The sequence below is a fragment of the Cupriavidus sp. FW305-27 genome (assembly GCF_058787995.1).
In genome coordinates this window covers 1-21092 of the sequence record NZ_JBYTAG010000096.1, presented here as the reverse complement: position 1 = coordinate 21092, position 21092 = coordinate 1, and the positions used below count along the sequence as shown (strand labels likewise).

18 protein-coding genes and 2 pseudogenes are annotated in these 21092 nt (G+C 66.1%); 6 read left to right on the top strand and 14 right to left on the bottom strand.

Annotated elements, in window-relative coordinates; all coding sequences use genetic code 11:
- Nucleotides 1-21 precede the first annotated feature (21 nt).
- Nucleotides 22-1077: a LacI family DNA-binding transcriptional regulator gene (locus AC3WRI_RS30720; protein WP_231881403.1), complete on the bottom strand. Its 1056-nt coding sequence runs from the start codon at nt 1075-1077 to the stop codon at nt 22-24.
- 164 nt (nt 1078-1241) lie between these two features.
- On the opposite strand from AC3WRI_RS30720, the gene hisD reads away from it, so the two are divergent.
- A complete protein-coding gene (gene hisD / locus AC3WRI_RS30715) occupies nt 1242-2555 on the top strand; it encodes a histidinol dehydrogenase (protein ID WP_058698390.1) in 1314 nt (437 codons plus the stop codon).
- Between the two features lie 101 nt (nt 2556-2656).
- On the opposite strand, the gene AC3WRI_RS30710 is transcribed toward hisD, so the two are convergent.
- From AC3WRI_RS30710 to AC3WRI_RS30670, 9 genes are all read right to left on the bottom strand, one after another.
- Nucleotides 2657-3817, bottom strand: a complete 1161-nt coding sequence (locus AC3WRI_RS30710) for an MFS transporter (RefSeq protein WP_011615236.1) — start codon at nt 3815-3817, stop codon at nt 2657-2659.
- Nucleotides 3818-3840: 23 nt separating this feature from the next.
- Nucleotides 3841-4950 (bottom strand): alkene reductase, encoded by a 1110-nt coding sequence (locus tag AC3WRI_RS30705; RefSeq protein WP_011615237.1) that lies wholly within the window; start codon nt 4948-4950, stop codon nt 3841-3843.
- Between the two features lie 230 nt (nt 4951-5180).
- Nucleotides 5181-5642 carry a hypothetical protein gene (locus AC3WRI_RS30700; RefSeq protein WP_011615238.1) on the bottom strand — a complete coding sequence of 154 codons (462 nt, stop codon included), beginning with the start codon at nt 5640-5642 and terminating at the stop codon, nt 5181-5183.
- 344 nt (nt 5643-5986) lie between these two features.
- Nucleotides 5987-7348 carry an MFS transporter gene (locus AC3WRI_RS30695; RefSeq protein WP_010811794.1) on the bottom strand — a complete coding sequence of 454 codons (1362 nt, stop codon included), beginning with the start codon at nt 7346-7348 and terminating at the stop codon, nt 5987-5989.
- Between the two features lie 118 nt (nt 7349-7466).
- Complete coding sequence (locus AC3WRI_RS30690) at nt 7467-8282, bottom strand: enoyl-CoA hydratase/isomerase family protein (protein WP_492294753.1); 816 nt, start codon at nt 8280-8282, stop codon at nt 7467-7469.
- Between the two features lie 4 nt (nt 8283-8286).
- On the bottom strand, nt 8287-9840 hold the full coding sequence (locus tag AC3WRI_RS30685) for an AMP-binding protein (protein ID WP_492294751.1): 1554 nt from the start codon (nt 9838-9840) through the stop codon (nt 8287-8289).
- Nucleotides 9833-10405 carry a (2Fe-2S)-binding protein gene (locus AC3WRI_RS30680; protein WP_010811797.1) on the bottom strand — a complete coding sequence of 191 codons (573 nt, stop codon included), beginning with the start codon at nt 10403-10405 and terminating at the stop codon, nt 9833-9835. The genes AC3WRI_RS30685 and AC3WRI_RS30680 overlap by 8 nt, the downstream gene beginning before the upstream one ends.
- Nucleotides 10402-11217: an FAD binding domain-containing protein gene (locus AC3WRI_RS30675; RefSeq protein ID WP_492294749.1), complete on the bottom strand. Its 816-nt coding sequence runs from the start codon at nt 11215-11217 to the stop codon at nt 10402-10404. Before AC3WRI_RS30675 ends, AC3WRI_RS30680 begins: the two co-directional genes overlap by 4 nt.
- The gene (locus tag AC3WRI_RS30670; protein ID WP_010811799.1) at nt 11214-14246 is read right to left on the bottom strand and encodes a xanthine dehydrogenase family protein molybdopterin-binding subunit; all 3033 of its coding nucleotides are present in this window, start codon (nt 14244-14246) and stop codon (nt 11214-11216) included. The genes AC3WRI_RS30675 and AC3WRI_RS30670 overlap by 4 nt, the downstream gene beginning before the upstream one ends.
- Nucleotides 14247-14515: 269 nt before the next feature.
- On the opposite strand from AC3WRI_RS30670, the gene AC3WRI_RS30665 reads away from it, so the two are divergent.
- Complete coding sequence (locus AC3WRI_RS30665) at nt 14516-15448, top strand: LysR family transcriptional regulator (RefSeq protein ID WP_492294747.1); 933 nt, start codon at nt 14516-14518, stop codon at nt 15446-15448.
- Here the strand turns inward: AC3WRI_RS30665 and AC3WRI_RS30660 are convergent.
- Nucleotides 15445-15889: pseudogene (locus AC3WRI_RS30660) on the bottom strand (tyrosine-type recombinase/integrase); the annotation flags it as partial. The gene AC3WRI_RS30665 and the pseudogene AC3WRI_RS30660 sit on opposite strands and share 4 nt — an antisense overlap.
- Nucleotides 15890-16455: 566 nt before the next feature.
- Here AC3WRI_RS30660 and AC3WRI_RS30655 point away from each other — a divergent pair.
- Nucleotides 16456-18510 (top strand): S8 family serine peptidase, encoded by a 2055-nt coding sequence (locus tag AC3WRI_RS30655; protein ID WP_492294745.1) that lies wholly within the window; start codon nt 16456-16458, stop codon nt 18508-18510.
- A gap of 154 nt (nt 18511-18664) precedes the next feature.
- Here AC3WRI_RS30655 and AC3WRI_RS30650 read toward each other — a convergent pair whose 3' ends face one another.
- Together AC3WRI_RS30650 and AC3WRI_RS30645 are read right to left on the bottom strand one after the other, a co-directional pair.
- Nucleotides 18665-19081, bottom strand: a complete 417-nt coding sequence (locus AC3WRI_RS30650) for a type II toxin-antitoxin system VapC family toxin (protein WP_371852266.1) — start codon at nt 19079-19081, stop codon at nt 18665-18667.
- Between the two features lie 68 nt (nt 19082-19149).
- A pseudogene (locus AC3WRI_RS30645) lies at nt 19150-19397 on the bottom strand (FitA-like ribbon-helix-helix domain-containing protein).
- An 80-nt stretch (nt 19398-19477) separates the two neighbouring features.
- Between AC3WRI_RS30645 and AC3WRI_RS30640 the strand changes: the two are divergent.
- The 3 genes from AC3WRI_RS30640 to AC3WRI_RS30630 all read left to right on the top strand — a co-directional run bounded on the left by AC3WRI_RS30640 (nt 19478) and on the right by AC3WRI_RS30630 (nt 20775).
- The gene (locus AC3WRI_RS30640) at nt 19478-19675 is read left to right on the top strand and encodes an ABC transporter ATP-binding protein C-terminal domain-containing protein (RefSeq protein WP_041687326.1); all 198 of its coding nucleotides are present in this window, start codon (nt 19478-19480) and stop codon (nt 19673-19675) included.
- Nucleotides 19672-20403 (top strand): ABC transporter ATP-binding protein, encoded by a 732-nt coding sequence (locus AC3WRI_RS30635; protein ID WP_011615246.1) that lies wholly within the window; start codon nt 19672-19674, stop codon nt 20401-20403. The genes AC3WRI_RS30640 and AC3WRI_RS30635 overlap by 4 nt, the downstream gene beginning before the upstream one ends.
- A gap of 111 nt (nt 20404-20514) precedes the next feature.
- Entirely contained in the window at nt 20515-20775 is a 261-nt protein-coding gene (locus AC3WRI_RS30630) for a cyclase family protein (RefSeq protein WP_011615247.1), read from the top strand.
- A gap of 30 nt (nt 20776-20805) precedes the next feature.
- On the opposite strand, the gene AC3WRI_RS30625 is transcribed toward AC3WRI_RS30630, so the two are convergent.
- Complete coding sequence (locus AC3WRI_RS30625; RefSeq protein WP_155737094.1) at nt 20806-20979, bottom strand: hypothetical protein; 174 nt, start codon at nt 20977-20979, stop codon at nt 20806-20808.
- Nucleotides 20980-21092: the final 113 nt, after the last annotated feature.

Here is a 21092-nt window from a genome sequence, read left to right as displayed (position 1 = left end):
CACCCCAATCCCGCAGATTCCCTATGCAGCAGGCCCCGTGGATTCCCGGCGCACAAGCTTGATGGGCAGGATATCGTGGACAGGCGGCGTCAGTGCTCCCGCCCCAATGCGCTCTATCATGCGGCGCGCCGCCGTCCGGGCCATGGCCTCGACGGGTTGCTGGATCGACGTCAGCCCCACCAATGGCGATCCGGCGAGCGGCATGTCGTCGAAGCCAATGATGGACAACTGCCCCGGGACTTCGATGCCTTGCCGCTTTGCGGCCTCCAGCACACCCAGGGCAATCGTGTCATTGCCGGCAACAATGGCCGTGACCCGGTCCGGCCCATCGAGTATTCCCATCGCGCTGGAGTAGCCCGACTCGCTGGTGTAATCCCCCCACACGAGCGCGATACGGTTCGCATCCACGCCCGCATCCGCCAGCCACCTGAGTGCGCCTTGTGCCCGATCGCGGCTGGTCGAGGTGTTCTGCGGCCCCATGAGCAGGCCGATGCGCCGATGGCCAAGCTGGAACAGATGCTCGACGGCGACCGCGCCGGCGTGGATGTTGTCGATCTCGACAATGTCGGTCCTGACCCTGTCCACGGACCGCACGACGAGAACCAGCGGCACGCCTCGGGCCTGCATTTCCGCAACGACGGGCGAATCCAGCGTCGCGGTGGCGAAGATCAGCCCATCCAGGTATCCGTCGATCAAGGGCCGGAACGCCAGGAGATTGCGGGCATCGTTCATCGAATCGATCATCAACGTGATCTGATAGCCGTACTCCTGCAAGGCATCGTGCAGATGCGTCAGGAACAGCGTCATGAAGCGGTTATGCAGCGCCCCGACGACGACGCCAATCAGCTTCGTCGATGTCTTCTTGGCGCGCCGCCCCTCCGTTGGCACGCGGTAGCCCATGTCTGCTGCCACCGCCATCACCGCGTCACGCGTTTGCATGCTGATGGCAGGGTGCCCGGCCAATGCCCGGGACACTGTCGAAACGGATACGCCAAGCCGTTGCGCGACCGCGTCCAGCGTGACCTTGTTCGTCGGCTTGTCGCCTCGCTTGATGTTTTCTGGCTGCATGATTTGCATTCGTTTGCGTGAATGCTAATGCCTGTTGGGCCGGATGCTGGTGCCAGATAGGGAAATTCTTGAGGTTTTGCACCAGCCTTGCATGCAAATCTGCGCGTACATTGCATTTCACTGCGCTTGCCGCATCACAGGGCAAGTTTCCTTTCCCACCTCAGGAACAGCAAATGGCAATCCAGCACCTCAAGCATGGCCGCAGCGCCAACGCGTCGTCGCAGGACGCAGCGAAAGTACGCGACACCGTGACCGCGATTCTCGCGGATGTCGCCGAACGTGGCGACGCAGCGGTCGCGGAACTGTCCGCGAAGTTCGATGACTGGCAGCCGGCAAGCTTCCGTCTGTCCGAAGACGAGATCGCAGCCTGCGTGCGTTCCCTGTCGCCGGGGCAGCTCGATGACATCAGGTTCGCCCAGGCACAGGTGCGCAACTTTGCCCAGGCGCAGCGCGAATCGCTGCGCGATATCGAAGTGGAAACGCTCCCCGGTGTAGTCCTCGGCCACAAGAACATGCCGGTCGACAGCGTGGCCTGCTATGTGCCGGGCGGCAAGTTTCCCCTGGTGGCTTCTGCCCATATGGGTGTCGTGACGGCCAAGGTGGCAGGCGTGTCCCGCATCATCACCGCTTCTCCGCCGGTTCAAGGCAGGCCGAATCCCGCAGTCGTCGCGGCCATGCATCTCGGCGGTGCGGACGAGATCTACACCTTCGGCGGGGTGCAGGCCATCGCTGCCATGGCATTGGGCACGCAAACCATCGATCCGGTATCGATGGTGGTAGGCCCCGGCAACGCGTTTGTCGCGGAAGCGAAGCGCCAGCTCTTCGGGCGGATCGGCATCGATCTGATTGCCGGGCCCTCCGAAACGCTCGTCATTGCCGACGACAGCGTGGATGCCGAACTGTGCGCGACGGACCTGTTGGGCCAGGCCGAGCATGGCTTCAATACGCCGGCCGTGCTGCTGACGAACTCGCTCAAGCTGGCGCAAGAGACCATGGCCGAGGTCGAGAGAATCCTGAACATTCTGCCGACGGCCAACACCGCCGGCGTGTCCTGGCGCGACTATGGCGAGGTCATCGTCGTCGATACGCTGGAAGAGATGGTCAGCGAGGCGGACCGCATTGCATCCGAGCACGTGCAGGTGATGACGCGCGACCCGGACTACTTCCTGAAGCACATGAAGCACTACGGCGCGCTGTTCCTCGGTCCGCGCACGAACGTCGCTTACGGAGACAAGGTCATCGGCACGAACCACACGCTCCCCACCGGAAAGGCGGCCCGCTACACGGGCGGCTTGTGGGTCGGCAAATTCATCAAGACCTGCACCTACCAGAAGGTGCTGACCGATGAAGCCAGCGCCATGATCGGGTCGTATTGCTCGCGGCTGTGCGCCATCGAGGGCATGACCGCGCACGGCGAGCAGGCCAACATCCGCGTACGGCGCTATGGGCACAAGGACGTTCCGTACGGATCGGCGGTTCCCGCCTGAGTCAGGCTTCTCAGTGAGAGGCAAGCGGGCACTCGTCACCGGCGCGGGACGCCTGCTCTCTCACTGGATTGGTGCGAGACGCGTGGGCGCCGACACAGCGCTCACGAAGCGACCAGGGCGCGCCTGTCTGCCCGGCTGAGCCACACCACCAGGAATCCCGCCGCAGCCAGCAGGCCGCCAGCGACTGGCACCGCACTGTAGCCGAGGTCCAGGCTGATGACACCGCCACCGAGCGCTGCGCCCAGGGCATTGCCGAGATTGAACGCGCCGACGTTGATCGACGAGGCGAGTCCCGGTGCTTCCGCCGCGGCTTCCATCACCCGCATCTGCACCGGCGGGACGACCGCGAAGGTCGCGGCTCCCCAGGCCAGTAGTCCAAGGGCCGCGGTGACGTGGTGGGAGAGGGCGAAGGGGAGCACCAGCATGATGATGGCGAGCGCCGAAAGGACGATCTTCGTCGCGCCATCGAGCGACCAGTCCGCGAGCCGTCCCCCCACGTGATTGCCGACCGTGAAACCAATGCCGATCAGCACGAGCGAGACGGTGACGAAGGTGTCGGATGCGCCGGTGAGATCGGCAAGCACCGGCGCGATATAGGTGTAGAGCGTGAACATGGCGCCCGCGCCCAGCACCGTTGTCGCCATCGCCAGCAACACCGGCGGGCGGGTGAGCACGGCCAGTTCCCGGCGCACATTGGGCGGGGTGCCGCGCTCGCCCTGCGGCAACGCCAGCCAAAGCGCGGCAATGGCGACCAGCCCCAGCACCGCGGTGCCGGCGAACGCCAGGCGCCAGCCGACCTGCTGCCCGATCCAGGTTGCCGCCGGCACGCCGCCGATGTTGGCGATGGTCAGTCCCATGAACATCGTTGCCACGGCGCTGGCCTGCTTCTCCTTCGGCACCACGCTCGCGGCCACCACGGCGCCAAGGCCGAAGAAGGCGCCATGGTTGAGGCTGGTGACCAGGCGCGACGCCAGCAGCGTGGCGTATCCCGGCGCCAGCGCCGACAGCAGGTTGCCAACGGTGAAGATGGCCATCAGCGCCATCAGTGCGGCGCGCTTGCCGAAGCGGCTGAACAGCAGGGTCATCACCGGCGCGCCGACCATCACCCCAACCGCGTACGCGGTAATCAGCATCCCCGCGGTGGGGATGCTGACGTCGACGCCTTCGGCGATCACGGGGAGCAACCCCATCGGGGCAAATTCGGTGGTGCCGATGCCGAAGGCGCCGATGGCGAGCGCTAGCAGTGCGGTATTGGATTTCATCGTGGCAGATCCTGGCAGGTGCCTTACGCCGCGGCCTTGCCGTCGTAGGCGGGATAGTCGGTGTAGCCTTCGGCGCCGCCGCCATAGTGGAGCGCGCGATCGGACATGGCCAGGGGCCAGTCGTTCGCGAGGCGCGCGACCAGGTCGGGGTTGGCAATGAACGGCTCGCCGAATGCGGCAATGTCGATCAGGCCATCGGCGATGAGGTCCTCGGCGCGTGCGCGCGTCATGCCTCCGGCAAGGATCAGCACGCCCGTGAATCGGCTGCGGAACTTTGCAAGGAAGTCACCTGGCGTGGCCGAACTGCCGCGCGTGCTCTGATCCATCAGGTGGACGTAAGCGATATTGCGCCTGGAGAGTTCATCGGCGAGATGGAGATACGTTTCCTCGAGCTCCGCGTAGGCGGCCATGTCGCCGAGGCCGCCATAAGGCGACAAACGGATGGCCGTGCGTTGCGCACCGATCCGCGCCGCGACCGCATCGATGGCTGCCAGGGCGAAACGGGTGCGGCTTTCCAGGATGTCGCCGCGGAATTCATCGGTGCGATCGTTTACCGCCGGGTTCAGGAACTGCTCGATCAGGTAACCATTGGCGCCGTGCAGCTCGACGCCGTCAAAGCCGGCCTCCATCGCATTGGCGGCGGCCTCGGCAAAATCGGCGATCACGCCATAGACCTCGCCGGTCGTCAGTACGCGGGGCGCGGACACATCGACCGCACCCGGCGTGCCATCGGCGGTGTAACCCCAGGCCTTGGTGTTCTTCGCGGTCTGGCCGGTGGCACTGACCGGCTGTATGCCACCGGGCTGGATCGAAACATGGCTCACACGGCCGACATGCCAGAGCTGGGTGAAGATCGTGCCGCCCTTGGCGTGGACGGCGTCAGTGACCTTGCGCCAGCCATCGACCTGTTGTGGTGTGTACAGGCCAGGGTTGAACAGGAAGCCCTGGGCGCTGGGCGATATCACCGTGCCCTCGGTCACGATCAGGCCGGCGTCAGCGCGTTGGCTGTAGTAGAGCGCGTTGAGGTCGTTGGGAACCCCGTCCGGATTGCGGGAACGGGTCAGCGGCGCCATGGCGATCCGGTTAGCGAGCTGGCGCTCGCCCATGGTAAAGGGCTTGAACAGTAGACTCATTTTGGGACCTTGATCAGGGAGGGTGCGGCCACCGGGGGTACGTGGCCGCGGGCTCGGGAAGTTCGTCGATGGACCGCAGTTTGCGCGGTTTATATTTGTTGATTAAGCCGTGTATGGGTCAAATACTTTTGATTTCATATCAAATGTCAGGACCCGTCGTGCTGGGAGGGCAGGGCAGCAGCGGAGGCCGCCGCGCAGACCAGGCACGGGTGACCGCGATGACCCGGCGCTTATGCCGAAAAGTGCTCACCGGACCCATTGGCGCCGCGAGCGCCTTCTGAATAGGGATCGCGCGGGCTGTTGCCGCGTGCGCCATCCAGGTACGGGTCTGCCTGGCGCGCAGGACTGGCCGAGACACCGGTGCGGTCGAGTCCGGCAACCACTTGCAGGTCGGGATGCGAATCGGCTGCGTTGGCGCCGTCGTAGAACGGGTTGCGACGGTCATTGCCGCGCGCACCGTCCAGGTAGGGGTCGACCTTGCGGGTGGCAATGTAGCCATCCCGATTGGTGATCCTGGCACCATCGGTGTAGCCATCCCGGTTGCTGATGCGGGCGCCGTCGGTGTAGGCGTCACGAGGCGTGCTCACGCGGAATGCGCTGCCGGCGGTTTCCGGCTGAGCGGCTGCGTGGGCCACGCCGGCGGTCAGGGCGGCGGCCAATGTGATAGCCGTGAGGATGGTCTTTGCTTGCATGATGCTCTCCTGTTTAGTCCGATCGGCCGGGGCAACCTTTGGGTTTGGTCGCAGGGCCAGTCTGTCATCGAGATGGCAGCCTTTAAGTGATGCTATCTACTGGTAGATAGATCGGCGGATCAAAAAAAAGACTGCCGGGTTTCACTGTTAAGAATCCCGGCATTGCCCGGGGGTGACTGGAGTCTAGGTAGGAGCGGTATGTCTGTCCAAGACGGAATGCGTCGAACTTAAGACCTTCCAGGTCTTGCGGGTGCTCCCCTCTCCCGCTCGCGGGAGAGGGGCCGGGGGGAGGGCCGGCGCCTCAGCGAAGTCCGGGCCGCCACCCCGCAGCTCAGCAGTGCCCCCTACTTTTCTACAAGACGGCCCAGCGTCTCCGGCACGATCGTAGCGCCCACCAGATAGACCAGCGTGACGGCCGCGAGGAAAACACCAAGGATCACCGGAAGGTCGGCGGGCGTGCCGGCGGCGAGCGAGGCCAGCGTCGGCATCATCCCGCCGATGGCGAAGCCGATGTTCCACGACAAGCCCGTGCCGGAGGCGCGGATGCTGGTGGGGAACCGCTCGTTCAGGAAGATGAGGATCGGCGCGAAGCCGGCGCACCCGAGCATGCTGAGCGCCACCGCGTAGACGCCGCGCAAGGTGGCGGTTGGCGCGGCCGGCATCCACTGGTAGAGCAGGGGCATCAGCACCAGGCTGAGGGCGCCGATCAGCAGGAAGGCGCGCTTGCGCCCGACCAGCGTGCTGAAATGCCCCGCTGCCACCGATGCGACGATCACACCGAGGCTGCTCAGCATCAGGATGGCCGAGGACTCGCCGGGGGATGCCTTGACCACGACCTTCAGAAAAGTGGGAAGGTAGCCGGAAGTCAGGTAGTAGGCGCTGCCCGCGCCCACGGTCAGCAGGATGTTGACCAGCAGGATGCCACGATACTCGCGCGAGAACAGCGTGCGCAGCGGATGCGCTTGCGGCTTGGCGTGGCCGCTGGCGGCCTTTGCCGCCTGCAGCTGCTTCCACAGCGGCGACTCCTCCAGCGAGTTGAAGATGACCAGCCCCAGCACCGAGCTGACGATGCCGGCAAAGAACATGCAGCGCCATCCCCAGACCTCGAAGGCGTCGCCGGGAAACAGCGCCGTCATTGCCATGTAAGTGATCGACGCCAGCAGCGCGCCGATGCCCGCGCCGCCGCCGCCCACCAGGCCGGAAACCGCGCCGCGCCACGACGGCGGCACCGATTCCGTGCCTATGGTATGCGTCGAAGCGACCACGCCGCCGACGAACACGCCCTGCACCAGCCGCAGCAGGATGAACAGCGCCGGCGCGAAGAGGCCGACCTGGGCGACCGTCGGCAGCAGCCCGAACGCCGCAGTCGACAGGCCGACGCCGGTGACGGCCACCACCATGGCACCCTTGCGCCCGTGCCGGTCCGCGTACGCGCCGAAGATGGCCGAGCCGAGCGGGCGCATCAGCAGCGTCACCGCGAATGACGCGTACACGGCCGCCAGCGACAGCATCGCGTGCTCGGACGGAAAGAACAGCTTGCCGATCACCGGCGCCACGAACAGCAGGATAAACAGGTCGAACAGGTCGAGCGCCCATCCCATGCACGAAGCCGTCACCGCGCCCAGCACCTGCCGGTTGTTCGCGGCCACGGGCGCCGCGCTCTGCGCGCCGCTGGTCGGCACCTTGTCATTTGCCAGCACTTCCATCGTTGTCTCCATATATTTTTGAATGAACGGCTCCCCGCGATGCCCGCCAGGGGCATCGTCGATAGGTCCGTATGCGTCCGTATCTCCGGCGCGGCAGGCGGGTCAGCCCCGCCCGCGCTCAGCTGCCGCGGAAATCGGGATTGCGCTTCGCGTGGAACGCTTCCACGCCTTCGCGGAAGTCGTCCGAGCTGCGCAGGCGGCTGTAGCAGTGCCCTTCGAGTTCGATGGCGGTCGACAGCGGTGCGTCCTCGGTGTCGTTGAGCAGCTTCTTGGCGGTGCGCTGGGCCAGCGGGGAGAAGGCACGCAGTTCGTCGACCAGCGCATCGGTGGCGGCTTCCAGCTCGGCGTCAGCGACGCAATCCACGGCGATGCCCCACTCGTACGCCTGGCGCCCCGGGATGCGGCGCGAGCGCATGACGATGTCCTTGGTGCGGCCCACGCCCACCATCCTCTGCAAGCGCGCCGAGCCGCCGGATCCCGGAATCTGGCCGAGCTTCTGCTCGGGCAGCGCGTATTCCGTGGTGGCGGTGGCGATGCGGAAGTCGCATGCCAGCGACAGTTCGAAGCCCACGCCGAAGCAGTAGCCCTGGTTGGCCGCGATCACCGGCTTGCTGCAGCGCGCCGGCGCCGCCACGTTCCACGCGAGCTTCGACACATGCTCCGGCGACGCTTCCAGGAAGCCGCGGATGTCGCCGCCGCTGGAGAAATGCTTGCCCTGCGCGCGCAGCACGATGACGCGCACGCGGTCATCGGCGTCCAGCGCCTCGAACACGGCACGCAACTGGTCGCGGGCCGCCATCGAGATCACGTTGTAAGGCGGGCGGTGCAGGATGATGTCCGCGCGCTCGCGGGCCGGGTCGATCTCCACGGAAAAACCGTCGAGGTCCTGCAGGCGCTGCTGGTCGGGATGGGTCAGTGCGAAGGCCTGGGTCATGTCGTTACTCCTTGATGGGGTCGCTGTGGGGAAGAGAGGAAAGTGCGCTGTATTCGCCCGCCGACAGCTTGCGGCGCAGGATCTTGCCGACCGGCGATTTCGGGATGTCGGCGACAAACACGTAGTCGCGCGGGCGTTTGAAGTTGACGAGGTCGGAGCCGCGGCAGTAGTCGTCGAGCGCGCCCGCGTCGACACAGCCGCGCGGCTTGACGAAGGCCACCACCTTTTGGCCCCAGCGGGCGTCGGGCACGCCGGCCACCGCGACCTCGTCCACGGCGGGGTGCAGGGACAGCACCGATTCGATATCGGCGGGCGAGATGTTTTCGCCGCCGCTGATGATCATGTCGTCGACCCGCCCGGTGACGAACAGGTCGCCGTCAGCGTCGAGGTAGCCGATGTCGCCGGTGAAGTACCAGCCGTCGCGCAGGGACTTGGCATTGGCGTCGTCGCGGTTCCAGTAGCCCTCGAAGGCCTCGTCGCCGCGCAGGTCGGCGATGATCTGGCCTTCCTCGCCGGGCGCGGCCAGCTCGTCGGGCGAGGCCGCGTCAAGCCGCGCCACGCGCAGCCGCGTGTTGAGGCCGGCGCGGCCCGCACTGCCGGGTTTGCGTGCCGCGTGCTGGTCGACGCTGAAGGTGTAGACCTCGGACGAGCCGTAGTGGTTGACGAACAACTCCGGTCGGAACGCGTGCTCGAGCCGGGTCAGCAGGCCATCGTTCATGGCGGCGCCGGCGAAGCCGAGCTTGGTGACGGTGCGCACATCGTTGCTGTCGAAACCGGGCTCGGCCAGCAGGTCATGGTAGAGCGTGGGCACGAGATAGAGGCAGCTGACACGATGGCCGGCGATGGCCTGCAGCGCCTGCGACGCGCTCCAGCGCCGCACGCAGACGAATAGGCCGTCCACCAGCGCCATGGCCAGCAGGGACCGCACGCCCATGGTGTGGTACAGCGGCATTACGCCCAGCGTCCGTTCGCCGCGCCGGTACAGGTTCTGCGCAACATGCGCCAGCGCGGCTGCGCGTTCCTGCCGGTGGCGGCGTGGAACACCTTTTGGCTTGCCGGTGGTGCCGGAGGTGTACAGCATGAGCGAGATGTCGCCGGCATCAGCCTGCGTGCTGTCCCGGCGGGGCGTGGCACGGAGCAGGGTGTCGAACGACAGCGAGCCGCCCGGCGCGCCGTCCAGCGCGATGCAGGGGATTTCCTGCGCGGCGGGGCTGTCCAGCACCGCGTCGGCGCTGACCGGCTCGAACACCAGCGCCTTCACGCCGGCGTCGCGCACGCAGTAGTCCAGTTCGTCCGGCTTGGCGCGCCAGTTCAGCGGGACGATGACCAGGCCGGCGAACTGGCAGGCCCAGTGCAGGGTCGCCATCTCCCAGCGGTTCTGCAGGATGGCGAGCACGCGGTCGCCCGGCTGCAGGCCCAGGTCGAGCAAGCCGGCGGCCACGCCGCGAATGCGCGCAAGCCATTGCTCGTAGGTCAGCAGCAGGTCGCCGTCGACGATGGCGGGGGCGTGGGGGCTGCGCTCCACGCTTTGTAGGAAGGTGCGGCCGAGATCAAGCATCGCAGTGCTCCTCGGCAAGGGGTGCCGCAATCCGGCGCAAGCGCGCGCGGCTGGCGGCCACGTCGAGGACGGCGGCGACGATCGGCGTGTAGCCCGTGCAGCGGCACAGGTGGCCGGACAGCATGTCGCGCACCTGCGCCTCGGTCGGCTCGGGCACCCGCTCCAGGTAGTCCGCGCACGACATCAGGATGCCGGCCGTGCAGAAGCCGCACTGCAGCGCATGGTGGCGGCGGAAGGCTTCCTGCAGGTCGCCCAGGCCTTCGCGCGGGGCCAGTCCTTCGACGGTATCGATGGCGCGGCCATCGGCCTGCACCGCCAGCATCAGGCAGGAACGCGCGGCGACTCCGTCCACCCGCACCGTGCATGCGCCGCAGACACCGTGCTCGCAGCCGACGTGGGTGCCGGTGGCGCCGAGCTCATGGCGCAGGAAGTCGGACAGCAGCTCGCGCGGCGCGCATAGGCCGCTGCGTTCGGTGCCGTTCAGGGTCAGGGTGATGCGCTGGCGCTCATCGCGCCGCATCACCGGGGGCGCACCCAAAGGTGCGCCGTGGGGGGTCTTGCTCATCTTGCCTCCTCGATTACGCGCATGCCCAGTTGCCGCACCAGGTGGCGGCGGTACTGCGCGCTGACATGGGCGTCGTCCTGCGCGCCCAGCTTCCAGCTGAAATCGTTGATTGCCTCGGCCAGCGCCTTGCCCTGCAGGCGTGGCCAGGTCTCGAGCACCGGCCGGTCAGCCAAGCCGCCCACGGCCAGCGCAATGGCGTCGTCCGTGACGATGGCGGCGCACGCCGCCAGCGCGAAGTCGCCATGCCGGGCCGAGAACTCCGCAAAGCCGTAGCGCGCGCCGGGGCGCCGAAGCGGGAAGCGCACCGCTTCCACCAGCTCGTCGGGCTCGCGCGCCGTCATCAGCATGCCGCGGAAGAACTCGGCGGCCGGCAGCACGCGGCGCCGGCGCAGCGAGCGCAGCACCACCTCGCCGCCGAGCGCGGTGAGCACCAGCGGCAGCTCGGCGCTCGGATCGGCGTGGGCGATGGAGCCGCACACGGTGCCGCGGTTGCGGATCTGGAAATGCGAGATATGAGGGAAGGCGAGCGCGAGCAGCGGCACCTCGCTGGCCAATGACGGGCGCCATTCCACGCTGCCTTGCGTGGCGGCAGCGCCCACCACCAGATGGCCGTCTTCCACGCGCACGGTATCCAGGTCAGGGGTGCGCGAGATGTCGACCAGCAGTTGCGGCTGCGCGAGGCGCATGTTCAGCACGGCCATCAGCGACTGGCCGCCGGCCAGCACGCGGGCACCCTCGCCGGCATGGGCCAGCGCTTCCAGCGCATGCTGCGCGGATTCGGCGCGCAGGTAGTCGAATGCGGCGGGTTTCATCGACGGACTCCCAGGAGCGCCAGCAGGCGCGCGATCCAGCCCGGCTTGCGCGCGGGCTTGCCCCCGGCCTGGCGGCCGAGCGATTCGAACAGCTGGCGCAGCACCACCTTGGCCGCGCCTTCGAGCATGCGGCCGCCGACCGCGGCGACCTTGCCGGACACCTCGGCCTCGTAGTCATAGGTGAGACGGGTGCCGGCACCGTGCGGGGCCAGTTCGACCAGGCCCGCGCCGCGCGCGCTGCCGAGCGACGACAGGCCCGCGCCCGCGAGCCGCAACCGATGCGGCGGCTCCAGGTCGGACAGCGCGATCTCGGCTTCGTAGCGGGCCTTGATCATGCCCACGCCCACGGTCACGTCGGCGCGATAGCGGTTGTCGCCGATGGGCACGAGCGCGTGGCAGCCCGGCACGACCTTGGCCAGCGCCTGCGGGTCGAGCAGGACGGCGAAGACGGCCTCGGGCGTGGCGTCCAGGTCGACGGTGCCGCGCGCGCTCAGGGCCTTGCCGCCCTTGCCGCCGCTCTTGTTGTTTGCCGAGGCCTCTCTTGCTGCCTCGGCCAGTTCCGGACGCGATGGCGGCGGGTCGTCGAAGCCGATCATCGCCATCACCCTGGCGGGCGTGAGCGGCAGGCGGATGTCGCGCACGCCGAGCGCATCGGCCACCGCGTTGGCGACGCATGGCGGCGTGCTCATGTTGTTGCCCTCGCCGAGGCCCTTGGCACCGAGCGGCGTGAACGGGCTCGGCGTCTCCAGGTGGACGATGAGCGGGTCGGGCACCTCGCACGTGGTCGGCATCAGGTAGTCCGCCAGCGTGCCGGACTGGAAGCTGCCGTCCGGGCCGTAGCGGAACTCCTCCATCAGCGCCGCGCCCAGCCCCTGCGCGAAGGCGCCGCGGATCTGGCCGTCGGCCAACGCCGGGTTGAGCAGCTTGCCGGCGTCGTGCGCGGTTACGTACCGGTCGATGCGCACGCGTCCGGTGGCACGGTCGATCTCGACGCCGCACAGGTCGAAGGCAAAGCCGTAGCAGGCGGAGGTGTTGACGCGGTCCTGCTCGTCCGGAGCGTCGAGGTTGGGGGGCGACCAGAACACGGTTTCGCGCAGGCCGGGCTCCTCACCGGCCGGCAGCAGCTGCGGCGACCAATGCGGCGCGTTACTGGCCGCGCGCGCAAAGGGCAGGGCGGTATCGGGCGCGCCCCGGCGCACGATGCGGCCATCCGCGAAGACCAGTTCGGCCGGGTCGCAGCCCAGGTGCGAGGCCACGATGCGCGCCAGCTTGTCGCGCACGCGCGTGGCGGCCAGGTGCACGGTGCCGGCCACGGCGCCGGCGAAGCGGCTGGAATAGTTGCCGGCGGCCACGGACCACGCATCCTTGTGCGTGTCGAACTCGACGTTGACCACGACGTCGCCCGGATCGATGCCGAGCACGTCGGCCACGACCTGCGCCGACACGGTCATGTGGCCCTGTCCCGCCGGCGTGGACGCGATGGTCACCACCACGCCGCCGAGCAGGTCCACGCTGACCGTGGCGCTGGCGATGGCGCCGTTCTTCGGGCCCGCCTTGCGGCGTGCCTCGGCCGGCGTCGCGGTGGTGATATAGCCCATGTTCGACACCGAGGGCTCGACGATGGCCGCGAAGCCGATGCCGTACAGCCTGCCCTCGGCGCGCGCGGCGTCGCGGCGGCGAGTGAGTTCACCGTAGTCGCCCGCTTCCAGCGCGCGCGACAGCGCCAGCTGGTAGTTGCCGGAGTCGAGCAGCGCGCCCGCCGCCGCGCGATAGGGAAAGGCATCGGCGGGCACGAAGTTGCGGCGGTAGACGTCGAGCGGATCCAGGCCCAGCTCCACCGCGATCCGCTGCACCAGCCGCTCCAGCGCGAAGTACACCTGCGGCCCGCCGAAACCGCGCACGAGGCCGGTCGGTGTCTTGTTGGTCAGCACCACGCGGTTGCGCACCAACAGGTTCGGGATCGAGTAGGCACCGGTCAGCAGGCCATGCATGCGGTAGAAGGTGGCGGGCTCCGGCGCACGCAGGTAGCCGCCGCAATCCTCGAGCTGGTCGTACGAGAGCGCGACGATGCGGCCGTCCGCCTCGACCGCGGCTTCCAGGGTGGAAAGCCGCGCGGTGGCAGACGTGGCGGCGCTCAGGTGCTCGAGCCGGTCTTCCACCCACTTCACCGGCGCGCCCGCCTTGCGCGAGGCAAGGCACATCAGCACCACGTAGGGGAACACCGCCTGCTTGACGCCGAAGCTGCCGCCCGAGTCGCGCGGCGCGACATGGCGCAGGCGGTTGGCCGGGACCTGCAGCGCCATCGCCATCACGGCATGCAGCGAGAACGGCCCCATGAAGTTGGAAGTGACCTGGTAGCCCTCGTTGCCCGGCAAGTGCTCGGCAACCACCACGCCACACTCGATCGGCGTGCATGTGTTGCGCGGGTAATGGGCGGTCAGCGCCACGCGGTGCGGCGCGGCGGCAAAGGCGGCCTCGGGGTCGCCGTAGCGGAAATGGCGGTCGCTGGCCACGTTGCTGCCGAGACCGGGATGCAGCACGCTCGCGTCGTCGGCGATGGCGGCCTCGATCGACACCACCGGCGGCAACACGCGGTACTCCACCCGCATGAGATCGAGCGCATCCTCCGCCAGTGCGCGGCTCTCGGCCACCACCACGGCCACCGGCTCGCCCACGTAGCGCACGCGCTCCATGGCCAGTGCCCACTGTTCCATCGGCGCCTTCACGCCCACCACGAAGGGCTTCGACCAGGAAGGCAGGTCGGCCCCCGTCAGCACGGCACGCACGCCCGGCGCCTGCAACGCGGCGGCGCAGTCGATGGCGCCGAGTTCGGCATGCGCGTGCGGCGAGCGCAGGATGGCGGCGTGCAGGGTGCCGGGCCTGACGCCGAGGTCGTCGGCGTAGCGGCCGCGGCCGGTCAGGATGGCGGCGTCCTCGACGCGCGGCATCGGGCGGCCGACATGTGGCGCCGGCCGGGTCTGCTGTGTCTCCACCGTGCTGGTCGTTTCGCCAGCATCGAATCTTTTCATTTGCGACTCCGTGTTGCGAGACGGTTTCGGGCCGGGAGGCCAGCGGAACCGTTCAACGTCAAACAGAGATTAGGGAGATTTAGATATAACGACTAATATTGTTTTTTGATCTATGCAATCAAATATTATGATGTGGCGATAGCTAGACTTACGCTCCTTGATGACACCGGATGGCGAGAAAAAACCTGTTTTATTGCGACGCCAGCGTTTGCGGTCGCCATCAAGGAAATTGATATAGTTGCCGCACTTATATTGATATCTGCCTGCACATGGACCTCAAGCAAATCCAATACTTCATCGCGCTGTTCGAGGACGGCTCCGTCACGCGAGCGGCCAAGCGGCTGAACATCGTGCAGCCGGCGCTCAGCATGCAGATCGCACGGCTGGAAGAGGAATTCGGTCAGAAGCTGTTCGAGCGCATCCCGCACGGCATGGTGCCGACTGCTGCAGGTCGCATGATGTACCGTCTGTTCCTGCCCATCGTGCGTGACATCGCCGGCGCTCGGCAGCAGATGATGCAGCGAGAAGAGCAGATGGCCGGCCGCATCACGCTTGGCGTGGTGGCGTCCGAGACGGAGAGCGTGCTGGTGGATTCGCTGGCGCGTTTCAACGCGCGCTATCCGAACGTAGAGGTATCGGTCGCGGACGGCTTCAGTACGGCTCTGATCGATCTGGTTTCCGCCGGCCAGCTTGACGCGGCGGTGGTTCATCGCCAGCGCGGCCGGCTGGCGCTGCAGGTGCAGCCGATGCACGACGAGGAGATGGTGCTGGTGACCAGCGCAGAGCACGGCCCGGACCTTCCGGAATCCGTGGAGATGGCAAAGCTACCGGCACTGGAGTTGGTGCTGCCGACCAAGCGCCATGGCCTGCGCGTCGTGCTGGACACGGCCACGCAGGCGCAGGACGTCACGCTTGCACCGAAGTTCGAGATCGACATCCTCGGCACCATCGTGCGGTTCGTGCAAGCCACGCGCTTTGTCACGGTGCTGCCGCGCATCGTGGTGCAGCGCGCAGTGGAAGATGGCAGGCTGCGCATGCATACCATTGTCGCGCCGCGTATCGTTCGGCATCTGGTCTGCGTGAGCCATCCGCAACGGCCGTTAAGCACGGCAACTGAGGCGTTGATCGCCATCGTGACCGAGGAAATCAGGCGGGTTTCTGGGATGGAACAGGTTCCGATCGAAGGCGGTAGCCTGACCTAGCGCTCCGTTCCCAAGCCGATCCGGTGTCGCTCCTGCGTGGCATTATGCCGCGCATCCTCTTCGCTATGCAGATAGCCGCTCGTGTCGACAGCGAGCTGTAAGCCCGAAGTTTGTCGCGCGCAAAGCGCAGGTCAACCTGCTGGTCGGCCATGTGCGAGCCGGCGGTGTGGCGCAGCCAGTGCGCCGAGGCGCTGGCCAGCCCCGCAGCCTGACCCTCCCACTCGGGCCCGCGCGCGCAGGCGAGCGGCTGCCATGGCGAACACTTCCTTCAGCACCAGGTGCGGCCGCCCCGCGTGACAGGGCCTGGTTGTCGTTCCGACGGCCGATGACGGGCAGCACCAGCGGGCGCGTCTCCCCAGGCTGCGGAGTAGGCGGCAGGCCGTGGGCGCGGCGGTAGCGCGCCAGTTCGGCGATCAGCTCGTCGGTGGCCGGCACCAGGCGTAGAACAATGCAATCCTTTCTTCTACGACGACGGCAAGGTCCTCCACGCGAGTTCGCCGTCTTCATACAAATTGCGGAAAACCCAACTTCCCTTTGTTCTACGCGTGATCAACGGTGACCTCGTCGAGAGACTCGCTAGGTATGAGCCACCAACGGAACCCAGGTCAAGGGAAGTAGTTGAGTTCCTGGAGCAACTCGGGCTCTCGGAGTTTGAACCCCAAGGTTTTTAACGCTCCCCGATTGCAGTGGCACTTTTGCTTTCACTTGGATCGAAGGTAAAAGTGTCATTTCGCACGCAGTCCGCATGAAGTTTGCCACTTCGCATCCTAGACTTCGAGAGCTGAGAGCTGAGAGCTGAGAGCTGAGAGCTGAGAGCTGAGAGCTGAGAGCTGTCCGTTCGTTCTTGATCTGATGGAAAATTTTCCGCATTTCACGGGAACCGGTCGCGCTTGCTTGACCGTCTGGCGCACACCCATTGGAAGCCTTTCCCGAGGCTGGGACGACGATTGACGGGTCGGGAAGCTGCGCGCTCCCGAAATTGCCTCAAACAAAAAGGGGAACCTAAAATGCGCCATTTCGCTGCACTGGGTTGTCTGGCGGCTGTCGTTTTGTCCATTCAGGCCGCGCCGCTGCCCGACTCGAACCGGCCGGCACCCGGCACGGAGGCAGCGCGTTCGGCCCGCCTAGTCGACCGTGACGGCGACCGGGTTTCCGATGATCTGCAGGCGCGGATCGCGGCGGCACGGCCAGGTGACCTCGTCCGTGTCGTCGTCACGTTCAGCGGCCCGGGCACTGCGGCCACGGCGCGGCAGGCGGTCGGTGCTTTCACGCTGGACCGCGAATTCAGGATCATCCGCGGATTCTCCGCCACCATGACGACCGCCCAGATAAGGGCGCTGGCGCAGCAGCCTGGCGTGCGGCGGATCGAGGAGGACTTCACCGTTTCGACCAAGCTCAACGCCGCCCGCGCCGACTTCGGCACGGAAGCGGCACGCGCCAGCTTCGGGGTTGACGGCGCCGGCATCAAGGGTTGCATCGTCGACACGGGCGTCGATCCGAACCACGAGCAGCTTGACGCGCGACCGATCCCGTTCTTTGATGTCATCAATGGACGGACCAGTGCATATGACGACCACGGCCACGGCACCCACGTCGCGTCGATCGCCTTCGGCGACGGCACGGGCGGCTCGGGCGCCGCCACCTACAAGGGCGTGGCGCCCGGCGCAGTGATCTACGCGGCCAAGGTGCTCGACCAGTCCGGCTCCGGACTCGAGAGCCAGGTCATCGCCGGCATCGACTGGTGCGTGTCCCAGGGGGTGCGGATCATTTCCATGAGTCTGGGCTCCAGCGCGCCGTCAGACGGACAGGACTCCCTGAGCCAGGCCGTCGATGCAGCGGTGAGCAGCGGTGCTGTCGTGGTGGTGGCGGCCGGAAATTCCGGCGACGAACCAGGGACGGTCGGCTCGCCCGGGGCCGCAGCGCAAGCCATCACCGTGGCGGCATGCGCGGAGTGGTCCGCTCCCGCCGGCGCGCCCAACCATTCGGACGGCATCTACGTGACGCCGTTTTCGAGCCGGGGACCGACGCTGGATAGCCGTGTCAAGCCGGACATCTGTGCACCCGGACTGACCATCACGGCTGCAGAGGCCGGCACGGTCAGCGGTTATGTAACCTACAGTGGCACCTCCATGGCCACGCCGTTCGTCTCCGGCATCGTCGCCCTGGCGCTACAGGCGAATCCGATCCTGTCGCCAGCGGGCCTGCGGCAGAAGCTCGAAGCCACGGCGCAGGACCGCGGCCCCGCCGGCAAGGACAATGATATCGGCGCCGGACTCCTTGACGGCTACGCGCTGGTGGCCAGCGCCAAGGGGGGCACCAGCTACCAGCCGACCGTCTTTCCGACGTATCGCAGGGTCACCGGCAGCGTGGCGAATCATGGTCAGTGGAGCTACACGTTCTCCATCGCCCAGGCTGACCTCGGTGTTCCCATCGGTGCCACGGTCACCATTAACGGCCAGGCGAAATGCATCCTGCCGCTATTGGGCGGCTGCTTCGCCGCGCAGTGGGATCCCGATCTCGACGCCCGGCTGCTGGACCCCAACGGCGTCGTGCTGTCCGAGAGCCTGTGCATGGCCGGCGTCGAATGCGGTGGCATCGGCCGTCAGGAAACACTGCACGCACTGCCAACCGTGGCCGGGACGTACACTATCCAGGTGTCCCCGTCCGAGGACAGCGTGAACCTGGGCAAGGGCGGCAGCTTCGCCCTGGACCTGTCGAGCGGCCCTCGAGCCGGCATCGCGAGTCTGCCCGTGGTGCACGTGGGCGGCCTGAGCGCCAGCAGCACCGGAAACAAGACGGGATGGACCACCACCGTCACGGTCACGGTGCACGATGCCAGCCACAACCCGGTGCCGAACGCAACCGTGAGCGGAACCTGGAGCGGCGGCTACAGCGGGAGCTCGGCCTGCACCACGGGCGCCGGCGGACAGTGCATGGTCACGAGCGGAACGATCTCCAAGCGAAAGAACAGCGTGACCTTCGCCGTGACCAACATCACCGGCACGCTCACCTACCAGGCCAGCAGCAACGACATGACAAGCGTCACGGCGACAAAGCCGTGATGCGTTCGCGCGCGGCTGCGACCGGCATCGCTTCGATCTCAGCCCTGACCGCGTTCCACAGGTCGTGGCTCAGGTAGCGCGTGATCCGCGGCCGGGTCGGGGGCGCCCCGGCGAGCGAGCGCGAGCGGATTGCCGGCCAGGTAGCCGGCTTCGGTCAGCCACGCGAACACTCGTTAAGGATAGCCAGCGCCTGGCGCACGCAGGGGGGCGCGAGCTTGCCTTGGCTCGTTTCCCAGGGATTGGCCAGAACGATGCCGACTCCTTCGAAGTCTTTGCTGTTACGCGTGGCCAGCGCGGCGGCGTGGTGCAGGCAAATAGCTGCAATCTGCGCATCCGCCATGCTAATCGGACGACCCGCGTGCTCTCGCCGGGATACGAGCGCGGCGTAGTGAACGGCGGCGTCCTCGTCGAAAGGAAGCACCCGGCCGGCGAATTCCTCATCGAGCATCTGCAGCGCGGCTTCCTCTAGTCCGGTTTTGCGGCGCCCGTCCGGCAAACGCGCTATTCCATACAAGAGTTCGGCAACCGTCACGGCGGTTATGGCTAGCGATTCTTGTTCCTGCCGGTCCAGCCAATCGACGACGGCTGGCTCCGCCTAGGCCCGCATGAGCTCCGACAGGACATTGGTGTCGAGGACGATCATTCAGGCAAATCCGCCGACCGCGGTCGCTCCACGCGCAAGGGAAGATCCAACCCCGGATCGGCTAGTGTTACAAATCGCTGATGCAACCGGCTTCCCAGGCCGCCCGGGGGCCCGGTCGCTTGTTGAGCGCGCGCCGCAGAATCTCGCGCACCTCTTCCTCCATGGAGCGGCCGTGCTGCGCGGCTTCGATGCGCAGGCGTGCTTTCAGCTCGTGGTCAATGTTTCGAATGGTCAGCGTGGCCATGATACGAGCCTGCAGCGGGCCTTACGCACGGCGAAATCGAAAGCCTCAGTGGACTGATCCGGGACCTTGCCGCACGTCACATGACGATGATTCTTGTCGAGCACCATGTGGACATGATCATGGCTGTTTCGGACCATGTGACCGTCCTGGATTACGGAAAAGTAATCGCGTCGGGGCCGGTGGCCGAAGTCCGAAACAATCCTGCCGTGATTGAAGCCTATTTTGGCTCAAGCAAGTCACAGGAAGATCCTGAGCCTGCGCTGGAGGTGCGGTCATGAGCAACCCCTTATTGAAACTTGATGGCGTATCCGTGAACTATGGACGGATCGAAGCGGCACGTGCGGTTTCCCTCGAAGTTCACGAGGGCGAGTTCGTCAGCATCATCGGATCAAATGGCGCTGGAAAGAGCTCAACTCTCAAGGCCATCGCGGGGGTCGTGAAGCCGGTTGCCGGCGCCATTACTTATGCAGGGAAGCAGGTGCATGGCCGTGGTCCGCACGAAATGGTTGCGTGCGGAATCGCGATGGTACCAGAGGGGCGTTACGTTTTCGCGGATCAGACCGTGGAAGACAATCTCATCCTCGGTGGCTACATACACGCTCAGCGAAAGGGCGTCGCGTCCCTGCGGGGAGATATCGACAGGATCTACGACCTCTTTTCACGCTTGAAGGAACGGCGATTGCAAGCTGCAGGTTCCCTCTCGGGTGGCGAGCAGCAAATGCTTGCGATTGGTCGGGGGCTATTGTCCAAGCCCAGGTTGTTGATGATCGACGAAGTATCTCTCGGTCTAGCGCCCAAGGTCCTCGATTTTCTATTTCCGGTCTTGAAAGAGTTGAACCGGCAGGGCTTGGCAATTCTGCTCGTCGAACAACTGGCCGTGCAGGCACTTTCCGTAACCACTCGTGCTTACGTGATGGAGAACGGTCGCATCACCATGAGTGGTCCGTCGGCACAACTCGCCGGAAACCCGGCGGTGATGGAGGCATACCTGGGAAAGGCAGCTTGAAGTCTGTCGCCCTATTGGTCCTATTGGATTGTCGAATCACCGCTGTATCGGCCGACCGGTCGGTAAGAGGAATTCACGTGTTTTCACTGAGAGTAAGAAAGGAGAAGGGAAATGCCACAACGTATCGTTGACCTGACGCTGTCTGACAACATGCCGGCGCACAAGCTGTTCCAGCGTCCGATCGTCACGCCGCATCTGACGCATCAAAAGACACAGTCCTTTGGCTTGGTCGTGCCGGAAGACAAGATGACGTTCGCCACGACGTTCATCGCTACGATCGACCATATCGCGACGCACGTGGATGCGTTCTATCACACCAATCCGGACGGCTTGCCCGTGGACGAAAGCCTCCTTGACGATCCGGGAGTTTGAGCGGTGGCTAGTTCTCGAGATTGCCGAACGCTAGCTTTGCCACTTGAGCAGCGGCGTGACTTCGTAGCTCATGTAGCCGCCGACATAGTGCTTGGCAACGTTACGGATTTTGCCGGTCAACAACGACGTAAAATCGTACGCGGCCGGGCTGACCTTCATTCCGATGGCCTTCTCCGCGTTGGGTGGTCTTGCGGCATTGCTCACACCTCTTCAACAGCGACGAATACAGCACAAGCGAAAAACGAACTTGCATGATGATAGTGACTACCCTAGACTGACTTTCAAATCGATAGCAAGCAGGTCTCTCGAGGAAGCCA